Origin of the sequence: Streptococcus mitis (assembly GCF_023109105.1) — a bacterium.
Classification (GTDB): domain Bacteria; phylum Bacillota; class Bacilli; order Lactobacillales; family Streptococcaceae; genus Streptococcus; species Streptococcus mitis_BW.
On the sequence record NZ_JALDTZ010000026.1, the window covers coordinates 1 to 9,846 of the forward strand.

The 9,846-nt window shown below is 38.0% G+C and carries 14 protein-coding genes and 1 pseudogene; 8 read left to right on the forward strand and 7 right to left on the reverse strand.

Annotated elements, in window-relative coordinates:
* The first annotated feature begins 292 nt into the window (after positions 1–292).
* The 6 genes from M1F37_RS09670 to M1F37_RS09695 are packed head-to-tail and all read left to right on the forward strand — an operon-like array spanning position 293 to position 2,712.
* A complete protein-coding gene (locus M1F37_RS09670; protein ID WP_001082471.1) occupies positions 293–487 on the forward strand; it encodes a helix-turn-helix transcriptional regulator in 195 nt (64 codons plus the stop codon).
* A 15-nt stretch (positions 488–502) separates the two neighbouring features.
* Positions 503–1,045 (forward strand): DUF3278 domain-containing protein, encoded by a 543-nt coding sequence (locus M1F37_RS09675; RefSeq protein WP_247935648.1) that lies wholly within the window; start codon positions 503–505, stop codon positions 1,043–1,045.
* A 10-nt stretch (positions 1,046–1,055) separates the two neighbouring features.
* Positions 1,056–1,298 carry a hypothetical protein gene (locus tag M1F37_RS09680; protein ID WP_247935649.1) on the forward strand — a complete coding sequence of 81 codons (243 nt, stop codon included), beginning with the start codon at positions 1,056–1,058 and terminating at the stop codon, positions 1,296–1,298.
* 9 nt (positions 1,299–1,307) lie between these two features.
* Positions 1,308–1,634 carry a hypothetical protein gene (locus tag M1F37_RS09685; protein ID WP_247935650.1) on the forward strand — a complete coding sequence of 109 codons (327 nt, stop codon included), beginning with the start codon at positions 1,308–1,310 and terminating at the stop codon, positions 1,632–1,634.
* 26 nt (positions 1,635–1,660) lie between these two features.
* A complete protein-coding gene (locus tag M1F37_RS09690; RefSeq protein ID WP_247935651.1) occupies positions 1,661–2,239 on the forward strand; it encodes a DUF3278 domain-containing protein in 579 nt (192 codons plus the stop codon).
* Positions 2,236–2,712, forward strand: coding sequence for a glutathione peroxidase (locus M1F37_RS09695; RefSeq protein WP_247935652.1), 477 nt, complete (start codon positions 2,236–2,238; stop codon positions 2,710–2,712). The genes M1F37_RS09690 and M1F37_RS09695 overlap by 4 nt, the downstream gene beginning before the upstream one ends.
* 140 nt (positions 2,713–2,852) lie before the next feature.
* On the opposite strand, the gene M1F37_RS09700 is transcribed toward M1F37_RS09695, so the two are convergent.
* The 7 genes and pseudogenes from M1F37_RS09700 to M1F37_RS09730 all read right to left on the reverse strand — a co-directional run bounded on the left by M1F37_RS09700 (position 2,853) and on the right by M1F37_RS09730 (position 8,757).
* Positions 2,853–3,146 (reverse strand): DUF5960 family protein, encoded by a 294-nt coding sequence (locus M1F37_RS09700; RefSeq protein ID WP_247935653.1) that lies wholly within the window; start codon positions 3,144–3,146, stop codon positions 2,853–2,855.
* A complete protein-coding gene (locus M1F37_RS09705; RefSeq protein WP_247935654.1) occupies positions 3,139–3,501 on the reverse strand; it encodes a hypothetical protein in 363 nt (120 codons plus the stop codon). Before M1F37_RS09705 ends, M1F37_RS09700 begins: the two co-directional genes overlap by 8 nt.
* Entirely contained in the window at positions 3,498–4,913 is a 1,416-nt protein-coding gene (locus M1F37_RS09710; protein ID WP_247935655.1) for a Y-family DNA polymerase, read from the reverse strand. Before M1F37_RS09710 ends, M1F37_RS09705 begins: the two co-directional genes overlap by 4 nt.
* Positions 4,914–4,916: 3 nt before the next feature.
* Entirely contained in the window at positions 4,917–5,603 is a 687-nt protein-coding gene (locus M1F37_RS09715) for an XRE family transcriptional regulator (RefSeq protein ID WP_247935656.1), read from the reverse strand.
* A 264-nt stretch (positions 5,604–5,867) separates the two neighbouring features.
* Positions 5,868–6,380, reverse strand: coding sequence for a GNAT family N-acetyltransferase (locus M1F37_RS09720; protein ID WP_247935657.1), 513 nt, complete (start codon positions 6,378–6,380; stop codon positions 5,868–5,870).
* Positions 6,381–6,516: 136 nt separating this feature from the next.
* On the reverse strand, positions 6,517–7,485 hold the full coding sequence (locus tag M1F37_RS09725) for a hypothetical protein (protein WP_247935658.1): 969 nt from the start codon (positions 7,483–7,485) through the stop codon (positions 6,517–6,519).
* 772 nt (positions 7,486–8,257) lie between these two features.
* A pseudogene (locus tag M1F37_RS09730) lies at positions 8,258–8,757 on the reverse strand (hypothetical protein).
* A gap of 146 nt (positions 8,758–8,903) precedes the next feature.
* Between M1F37_RS09730 and M1F37_RS09735 the strand changes: the two are divergent.
* Positions 8,904–9,092, forward strand: a complete 189-nt coding sequence (locus tag M1F37_RS09735) for a hypothetical protein (RefSeq protein ID WP_000171300.1) — start codon at positions 8,904–8,906, stop codon at positions 9,090–9,092.
* On the forward strand, positions 9,085–9,696 hold the full coding sequence (locus tag M1F37_RS09740; RefSeq protein ID WP_247935659.1) for a Fic/DOC family protein: 612 nt from the start codon (positions 9,085–9,087) through the stop codon (positions 9,694–9,696). The genes M1F37_RS09735 and M1F37_RS09740 overlap by 8 nt, the downstream gene beginning before the upstream one ends.
* Positions 9,697–9,846 lie beyond the last annotated feature (150 nt).

Sequence of the window (9,846 nt, forward strand, 5' to 3'; positions counted from 1 at the left end):
AACGCTTTCAGATGAGAGGATTTTGTGCGCTCTTTTTTTCGATTCCTTTCGGCTACAAAAGCTATAAAACCAAGCATTATTAAAACCAGTGGAACTTACCTTGACACGGATTGCCACTGTTTTTTAGGGTTTTTATCAGACTAACTTCCACTTGAATTAGCGATGGAACTTAGTTTGGGAATTTAGCCAAGTAAGATTTCTTTAAGAAATATGTCAAATATGCTTGACATCCACTCCATAGAAGAATATAATATGGTCAAATATATACGACACAAATCAGAAAGGAGAACAGATGAATCGTGTGAAAGAATTTCGCAAGGAACTGGGCATTTCCCAGCTCGAACTCGCCAAGGATATCGGTGTCTCGAGACAAACCATCAATATGATTGAAAACGACAAGTACAATCCAACCCTGGAACTCTGTCTCAATCTCGCCCGTAGCCTCCAAACTGACCTCAACAGTCTCTTTTGGGAGGATAATTTTTAAAAAAGGAGCCAACTCATGAAAAAAGAAACCTTCACTGAAAAACTGATCAAACGCACATACGGTATCTCTGGTCCCCTTGATGAATACAAACGGCGCGAGGCCGATCGTATCGGCAATCAAGTCTTTATCGTCCTCTTTTATCTGATGATTTTTGGAAATCTTATCCCACTCCTTCTGGCCTATAAATACCCTCAAGAAGTGGCTCTAATCTATCCTCCTCTGATTTTAGGGATTGCCCTCATCGCTGCTGGCTATGTCACCTACCAAATGAAAAAAACAGGGATTACAACTATTGAACCAGATATGCTGAGTGAGAAAGAGAGCAAGCAACTACACTACCCAGGTCTGAAAGCAGGTTTGTTCTTTGGTCTATGGATGTTTTTTATAACTCCTCTTCTCGGTATACTCATAGGTGAAGGTCAGGACTATTTCCAGTCTCTTCTCACTATAAGAAATGGTGTATCAAGCATTCTTGGTTCTATCTTCTTCGGAGCGAGCATACAGTTCCTCATCTCCCGTCGCATTGCAAAAGCCAAGAAAGATCCAGATGAGGATTAGGAGAAAACTCATGAAAAAAGAAAAGAAACAGTTACGTCATCCTGGTCTGAAAGCAGGTTCGATTTATGGAACAGTGATATTTTTTATAATTCCACTCATTGATACCCTAACAAGTGAGAATCCAAATTTTATCAGTTCTCTTCTAAATACAAAACATATTTTTAAAACTATACTGGGAGCTTTCTTTTTCGGAGTGATGATGCATATTGTCGACTCACTTCGTATTGCAAGAGCTAAAAAAGACCAGGATTAGGAGGTACCTATGAAATCATTACTAACTTTACTGACCTATCATATTTTGTTCAGTTCTCTGCTCATCTTCATCATCGTTTCAGGGAACTTGCCAATCAGCGAGATATTCCTCGGACTAGTCTTTATTCCAGCCCTTAACAAAGGACTGACTTATCTAAAGATTAACTCCCAAAAAACGCGCATACTCAACTTAGCACTATGCTTTATGATTATATCTTTGCCACAACTGATGCTCATCTCAATCAGCTGGAAATACTATTTACTGTTAACTATCGCTATCCTTTCTTCTATCACTTATCTTTATTATCTCTATCAATTCGTAAAAGAAAGTCAGTAAAACCGCTCATTTAGGAGATTACTAACATGAAAAAAGAAGACTTAACCACTCGCCTACTTCGAAATCTCTTTCACATTCAGGGTCCTTTTGACGAATGCCGACAAGAGATTATCTACAAGGCTTGTGCCCGTTCTATGGTTAAAATCGTTTATTCTTCCTTCTTCCTCTTCTTGTTTTATCTATTATTTGGACGCTTCATAGAGGCCGTTCGCTATGCCATGCCCTATGTTTACTCTGGACTCATTTTTTTCATTACCTTAAAAACTCAGAGAGCCGTCAAAGAACTCCATCTGGAAAAAGATGACAAGTCAGAAATCATCCTCAAAACCTACAGCAAAGGCCAAATCAAATTTCGGAGTTGGATTGTGTTTATCGGTATTCAGATCAGTCTCTTTACCTTACTCATCTTTCATAAAGTCTTCGTTCAGCAGATGTCACTTTCAGATTTCGGGAAGTTGCTCATGCAATTCGATAAAAGTGTTCCTTTCCTGATGTATGGGTTGATTATCGGTAGTATCTTCGGAACCCTGACCTACGGATTTCTATCACTACAAGAGGAGAAAACTCCTAAAAATACCAAACAGAAGGAGAAAAGCAATCAATGACTTCGCTATACGATTTTTCAGTTTTGAGCCAAGACAATCAAGAAACTCCACTAGATGCCTATCGTGGTAAGGTTCTCTTGGTTGTCAACACTGCTACTGGATGCGGTTTAACGCCCCAGTACCAAGGTCTCCAAGAACTCTATGACCGCTATCAAGAACAAGGGTTTGAGATTTTAGACTTCCCTTGCAATCAGTTTATGGGACAAGCACCAGGCAGCGCAGAGGAAATCAATACCTTCTGTAGCCTACATTACCAGACCAGCTTCCCACGTTTTGCCAAGATCAAGGTCAACGGTAAGGAAGCAGATCCTCTCTATGTCTGGTTAAAAGAGCAAAAATCTGGCCCACTAGGAAAACGAATCGAATGGAATTTCGCTAAGTTTCTCATCGGTCGAGATGGGCAAGTCTTTGAACGCTTCTCTTCAAAAACAGACCCAAAACAAATTGAAGAGGCGATACAATCCCTACTATAATTTACAATCTCGCTATGCTTAGGTTTCCTTTAGCCTAATGAATAGTGAGATTTTTTGATTAATTTTGACCTAAATAGAAAAACACCTCATGATAGGAAACATGACGTGTTGAAAAATGATACATTTACCACAGACAGGCACTACTGACCACTATTTTTAACCCCAGCATATACATAGGTTCTATTTCTGGGACACGCTTTTTCCGTTACCACCCTAAAATAAAAGCGATGCTCCCGCCCATCCTTGGCATTTTCCTTGTTTAAGACAAAGTAGTTTTTCTGATTCATCGCCATGGTTCGTAGGATGCCATCAATCAAAAAAGTCAAGGGGATGTTCATGGCAGAGTATTTTTGAAAATCCTCTTCAAAACGAATATAGTTATCTGAAAAATAATCCATCTGTAGCTTGTTTTCATACAGCTCTTTTCTAGTCATAAAGTTCCTCCTCCCACAGTCGAATTTCGAGGACATCTGCAATCTCTACCAGCTTATATCCCTCATTTGTCCTAATAGATAGGATCTGATGTGATAACTCTCTCACCTCACCGATAATCGTGGTTTTCTGCTTCTTTTCCTTGACCACAAAACTTCCCTTTAGTTGGCCAACATAAAGCTGAGAAAGCAGGTGTAACTTCTCAACTGGGGCCAAATCCGTTGAAAAATCAACCCGATTTTTTTCTTCACTCAGCGAACTAGTATGTTCTGAAAGGTAAAATCCCATCCACTTCTGCATACCTGGATCTTGATAGTCTCGCGCAGATTGAAAAGGTAAATAAGAACGATCAATCATTTTAATCCATCTAATCCTCCAGCAGAATGTCCCCCAATCAGCTTGCTTCTGGCAAGGCTCCTAGAGGTTTCTTCTAGTGCATTGGCTTTTAAAAGGGAGGTGAAACCAAATTCTTCCCGAATAGAGTCAATAGCCGTCTGGAGCCTTTCTTCTTTTTCTAACTTGTCAACATCATCAAAGAGAGATATAAAACCAAAGGACTCGTCTACAAAGCTTGAATAGTTGACTCCGACACTTCTAACCGCTCCAGAAGTGTATTTATTATGAAATAGCTTCAAAACATAATCCGTTAAGACCGCAGTATTATTGGTAGGTTCGACCTTCATTTGTGTGTGAATAGACGGCCTGACCTCCTGTTTAGAGAAACCAAGATAGATAGAGACAAGAGTTGTTTTCTTACCCGCCCTTCTCAATCTAATAGCCACCTGCTCAGCCATTTCTCGGAGAATAATTTCAATATCCCTTAGCTTCACGTAGTCTCTCGGCAAGATTTGAGAATTTCCCAAACCTTGGGACTTAGCTTTATAGGACTTATGAACATTGCTCTCGTCAATCCCGTTAGCATGAAACCACAAACGCAGGCCAGCCTGACCGAGAGCTTTCTTTAGCTGATCTGGATTGCTGGTTGCCAATTCCTTGATGGAAAAAATCCCCAGAGTATGCAAGCGTTTCTCCATCCGCCTGCCAATTCCCCAAAAATCCGTCATCTTTGGAATGGCCCAGACCTTCTCTTCCACATCCTGGTAAGACCAGTTGGCCCTCATGGTCGGAGTGTGCTTGGCTCCATTATCCAGAGCCAACTTGGCCATTAAAGGGTTGGCATTTGACATGCCCACTGTAGAGTAAATCCCTGTCCGCCTCCAAATATCCCTCTGAATGCGAGCAGAAAGCAAATCCAGCTTGTCTTTGCGAGAGAGACTCTTATCTGGGATGAAATAATTAAGTGAACTAGTCAGGTCGATAAAGCCCTCATCAATAGAGTAGGGATAAATATCATCTGGACTGCCATAATTTTGAAAGATTCGTTGGATTTCCATATTGACCGCTATGTACTCATCCATCCTAGGAGGCACAATCAAGGTCACTTGAGCCCAATCTTCGATGTAGCGAACATAGTCTGAATCGGTAGGTAACCCTTGCTTTCGAGCATTATAGTAGGAAAATTTGCGGGTCTTAATATCAAAAGGCAAATCATAAGCCCGGCCAACATTTGACTTGCCAAAAATCTTCTTAAAGAGGGGAGAGGAGGCTAGAATCAGGCCAGTTGAATTATCCGCGCGACTCATGACACAAAGCGAAGTTTTCAGCGGATGCAAGCCCCTTTTCACACACTCGACACTGGCATAAAATGATTTCATATCAACAAAGGCAATGTCACTTTTAGGCTCTCTGGAATAATCAAAGTAGCCCATAGGCTAACCCTCCATTGGCACAAAGTTCCCAACGATAATCCCTACAATCCGAGGATCTTCCTCATAGGAGATGAAAATGTCCTTGTATTTAGGATTGATAGAGACCAGACGCAGGCCATCTTCCTCTCGATAGACCCGCTTGATATAGGTCTGGTTGTTGCAAACCACTGCATAAACCGCCCCATCACAGTCAAATCCTGTCTCTCGAATCAGGGCCACCGAACCATTTTGGTATTTGGGTTCCATGGAGTCCCCAGACACCCAGGACGCAAAATCATGAGCCAACTCCTCATTAAAGTAAACAGTATCAAAATTCTGGTCATCGTAAACCGAAGCCCCAATACCTGCTGACATACGTTCGTAGACACGGTACTCGTAAAGCCGCTCTGGCATAGTCGTCACTTTCTGAGCTTCTTCCTCTTGAGCTAGGTTGCGAGCATAGAGTACAACCTTTTCCTTCCCTTGCTTGGAGAGGCTATGGTAGAGACGGACAATCTCTATCTGGGTGAAATAGCCCTTGGGTACTTTTAAAATGTTTTCTAACTGGGCCACCTTTTCCTTGGATGGTTCCTTGACCCCGCGTTCCCAAGCCGAATAAGCCTGAAAACTAATCCCCAACTCCTCTGCAATTTCCTTCTGTGTCAATTTTAACTCTTTTCTTCGAGCCTTGAGTTTTTCTGGTTGGTACATGATTCACCTCCTAGTGTGATGCTTTAATGGACATTATCTCCCTTAGAAAGACAAATCGACGATTGAATTCACACTCTCAAAAATCAACCAATTTGGTTTAGTTTTATTATATAAAAAAAGTGAACGATTGTCCACTGGGAAAATCAAATTTTAACAGATAATCTTATCCTTTCTGAACAAATAAAGACATCCAAGAGAAAATTCTTGAGTGTCTGGAAAGAATATAACTCCATTAACCTTGTTAATAGACTGGAAATGATGATATTATGGTCTCCTTATCTCAAATACTGCTGTATGAACCCACTCATTATGAATGTGTAAGTCATTTTCTATAACCCTACTAAAGGTGAAGCCATTTTTTAAAAGCACCCTCTGAGAAGCCAGATTATCCCTTGCCGTTCCTGCAATGACTCTATTAAAACCATAAGTAGTAAACGCCTTGTCTAAAACGAGTTTAACCGCTTCGCTTGCATAACCTAAATTGCTAACATTTTCCCCAATCCTATACCCAAGCTCTGCTGTTTTTCGATTATTCTCTAAAACACTTAAATTAATTCTCCCGACCATAACACCTTGCGAATCTCTAATAAGATGCATATAGACATCACGATTCCTTTGTTCCGTTAACAATTCCCTTGTAATTTCTTTAAAATCTTCTAAATCAAAATAGTTAGCTGGTCTAGGAGGTAAATTTCGCTCAAAATACTCCCGATTTTCTTTTTCAAAAGAATAGACATCTAGACTATTTTCTTCAGACAGCAACTCTAAACTGATCATTTCAAATCCCCTCCCATCATTATCCACACTCAATTTTTTGTATGTTGACTCCAGCTAAAATCTTGGATAAGCTAACAAATCTCCCCCTTCTCTTCTTAGTAAAAATATTGTTAGACTGACCTAGCCCTAGCGACTCCTACTCTAATTTTTGTAACAGCTTTACAACTTGACGATTTTCAATCCTCACATAGTATACACCACTATCATTGACAAGTTTATCCTCTTTATATTTAGCAATCTTTACAGCATAAAGACCTCTTGGCAAGGGTTGGTTAGCAAAAAATTCCTTCATGAGCGTCTCAAACTCTTTAAGATAGTCATAGTATAAGAGATCTCTTTTTTCTTTTGGAACGAAATACTGAAATTCAAATGTCGGTATAAAAATCTCTTTTTGGAAAAGATATTGAGCATCCATGGGATACATTCCTTGCAGAGCTTGGCCCTTACTTTGATTTTCCTCTAATATTTCATTATAAAGATGGATATTGTCAGATTGGCTATTAAATTCAAAACGAATACCTTGATACTTCAAATCAGACAGTTGAGGATCTTTGATTGAACTGTCCAGTGTTTTTAAAAATTCGCTGGTGCCTGGACTAACTTCAATCCCTAAATAGGCTAATTCTGGGAAAACATTATAAATTTTTTTATAATTTTTGTAATCAACCTCTACATCTGTCTTTCTATATGTTTTATTTTCCGAAGAAAAACGAGTATAGTATTCGAAACGACTCTTAGCCTGATAGGTTTTACCAGCTATAGTTTCACTATAGGTACCATGGATTATAAATCCTCCCTCGCTTGTATAGTTTTTCTCGTATTTTTCTAACTCAAACTGTCCTGTAAGACCGTAATTTTGATAAGAACGATGCACAGCTTGCTCAATCTCAGTTCGACTTACATGGGCAAATAGCCCCCACATATCCATTAGAGAAAGAACAGGGCTAATCACCGTTAGGATTGCAATGGGGATAACTACGGATAAGCAACCTATTAATATCCAATTTTTATTCTTGGAATTTCCTTCAGATTTTTTACCAGTTTTCTGTTTCCTTTTAAAAATTAGAATGAGCAAAACCAAAATCCCTAACACTAATAAAATCAATCTACAATCTCCTTTTATCGAGGATAGCTGTTAACATGTATAGGAAGGAGGCTAACAGAAATACTCTTCTCACCTACTAACTTATCCTGTATTCCAATTTTCCTACCTAGCATACGAGACATTGCATTGAAATCACAATGTTCTCCCACACCAGATGCTTTCTAAGCAATTAGAATCAAATGAACTACGAGAGAACGCCCAATCCGAGCAATGGACACTAGCTCCTTGACAATTCAGGTAGGTTTCCCTTGAACACCATAAACTCGTCTGAAATGAGAAACATTCCTTACCTCATTATACCATATGAGAGATATCGTGAGAAGATGAGAGAAGCAAACACTCCTTGGTGTGAACCATGAAGTGTTTCGAAACGTTGATATAATCGTGTTGATTAACGTTTTGAGGCAACTGACTTTGTCAGATTGTAGCCACATTTGTAAGCGTCTAAAGTAGCAACAACTGTGTCAATTGCACCAATTTAGTATGGAAGCATAAAAAAGAACACCCCAAAAGGTGCTCTTTCTAAGTATAATAATTCTTTCGAATTAACGTTTACTAAATTGTGATGCTTTACGAGCTTTCTTAAGACCTGGTTGGAAACACTTTTATTTGAATAAGTTTCAATATCCGCTTAAAATCAATGTTTTCCCACATTTACAGAAAACAAAATTTCATCTAATTTGAATCAATTTCAGTTGAATGGTGTGAATTTTACCCTAAAAATACACAAATTGAGCTAGATTTTACCAAAAAGTTCACACCATTGGTTCAATTATTTTTTGTTACGTACGTTTTTATTAGATGATAGACTTCCTAATTTATTTCTTATAGCATTTGAGCAAACCTCCGTTAAAGGTTCTCCTATTGCCTCCTTGTAATTAAATCCTAATAGTTGCATAGTCTTTAAAGTATCCTTATTAAGTAGAGCAACCAATTGTTTCATTGAATCTTCTTTCCCATCTTCAACATTAGTAAATGAAGATAGAAGAGAAATAACCCGTTCTAAAGTGTTGTGCAAATACTCAATATCTTTATCATCAATATGTACTTTTTCATATTCTTCTTTATATGCCTGAGCAATTCTGATTGCCTGTTCTCGTTCCGAAAGTAACTCATTTACAATTTCATCATAAGTATTTCGTAATTTATCGGCGTTACGTTCTTCCTTTAATGATTGAATTTTACTATTCACTAGTGTTGTTGTTCCCTTAAATGTTAGAGTTCCCAATTCAACCCTGCTTTTACTAAAGCTTCTGTAATATATGGCTCCATGCTATACCTCTGTTATTTCTTTTCATAATAAAACTATTTTATCATAAATCTACATTAAACATAATATATCTTATAGTCTCTATCCCTTTAGGTAAAATACCGATTTTATGGTATAATAAAGGTAACATTATATAAGGAGATGTGACATGACTCTTGATGTAAATAAAGAAGAATTAACAATTTTAGGGATTCCTTTTGATAATTTTTCAGATTTCGATACCGTCTGGTATGCTATTGGATCATCAATGATTGAAAATTATGAACCTACTGTTCAAGATGTGATTGATTTAAAAACTTATGTTGTCAATAGACGAAAGGAATTGAATATTGGTTAAAAATCAATACGAAAGCTATAAGTACATTGACCCTAATCACGAATATACCTATCCAAATTCCACAGTCTTAATCAATAAACAAAATGTTACAAATATTGAAGAAGCCTACCGAAATGAACACTTATTCGTTACTAAAAGACTTGCAGACTTGCGCTTGAAAGCCATTGAAGTCTATTCCATGAGTAATATTTTAGCCATTCATAACTATTTGTTTCAGGATGTTTATGCCTGGTCAGGACAATATCGCAAGGTGAATATCTCTAAAAGTGGTAATCCTTTTATGTCGATACAGTCGTTTAATGCTGCAGAAACCTATATAAATCATCTCATTCACTCCTATTATCAAACTGCCAACTCAAAAGATGAGATCATTAAACATTTAGCAAAAATTCTTGATAATCTTAATTATTTCCATCCCTTTCGAGAAGGTAATGGACGAACTCAACGAGAAGTTATTCGTTCCTTAGCATTATCAAAAGGGTATTCTGCACAAATACGAGTGGAACAAGATGATGAAGTTTACAACCTTTATATGGACGGAACTGTCTATGGAGACTTAGGGAAGTTAGAAGAATTATTTGGTAAAATATTAAAAGAAATATAGGTTTAATACTTGACAATTACAGAGGTGAAGTAAGCATTCAATACGAATCAATACATAAGAAAAACGCTGATTTTGAACTGCACCCCAAAAGTTAGACAGAAAAAATCTAACTTTTGGGGTGTTTTTATTATGAAATTAACTTATGATGAT

Excerpts from the sequence above, each read along its gene's own strand:
- M1F37_RS09670 (WP_001082471.1), top strand. The coding sequence starts at position 293 with ATGAATCGTGTGAAAGAATTTCGCAAGGAACTGGGCATTTCCCAGCTC.
- M1F37_RS09675 (WP_247935648.1), top strand. The coding sequence starts at position 503 with ATGAAAAAAGAAACCTTCACTGAAAAACTGATCAAACGCACATACGGT.
- M1F37_RS09680 (WP_247935649.1), top strand. The coding sequence starts at position 1,056 with ATGAAAAAAGAAAAGAAACAGTTACGTCATCCTGGTCTGAAAGCAGGT.
- M1F37_RS09685 (WP_247935650.1), top strand. The coding sequence starts at position 1,308 with ATGAAATCATTACTAACTTTACTGACCTATCATATTTTGTTCAGTTCT.
- M1F37_RS09690 (WP_247935651.1), top strand. The coding sequence starts at position 1,661 with ATGAAAAAAGAAGACTTAACCACTCGCCTACTTCGAAATCTCTTTCAC.
- M1F37_RS09695 (WP_247935652.1), top strand. The coding sequence starts at position 2,236 with ATGACTTCGCTATACGATTTTTCAGTTTTGAGCCAAGACAATCAAGAA.
- M1F37_RS09700 (WP_247935653.1), bottom strand. The coding sequence starts at position 3,146 with ATGACTAGAAAAGAGCTGTATGAAAACAAGCTACAGATGGATTATTTT.
- M1F37_RS09705 (WP_247935654.1), bottom strand. The coding sequence starts at position 3,501 with ATGATTGATCGTTCTTATTTACCTTTTCAATCTGCGCGAGACTATCAA.
- M1F37_RS09710 (WP_247935655.1), bottom strand. The coding sequence starts at position 4,913 with ATGGGCTACTTTGATTATTCCAGAGAGCCTAAAAGTGACATTGCCTTT.
- M1F37_RS09715 (WP_247935656.1), bottom strand. The coding sequence starts at position 5,603 with ATGTACCAACCAGAAAAACTCAAGGCTCGAAGAAAAGAGTTAAAATTG.
- M1F37_RS09720 (WP_247935657.1), bottom strand. The coding sequence starts at position 6,380 with ATGATCAGTTTAGAGTTGCTGTCTGAAGAAAATAGTCTAGATGTCTAT.
- M1F37_RS09735 (WP_000171300.1), top strand. The coding sequence starts at position 8,904 with ATGACTCTTGATGTAAATAAAGAAGAATTAACAATTTTAGGGATTCCT.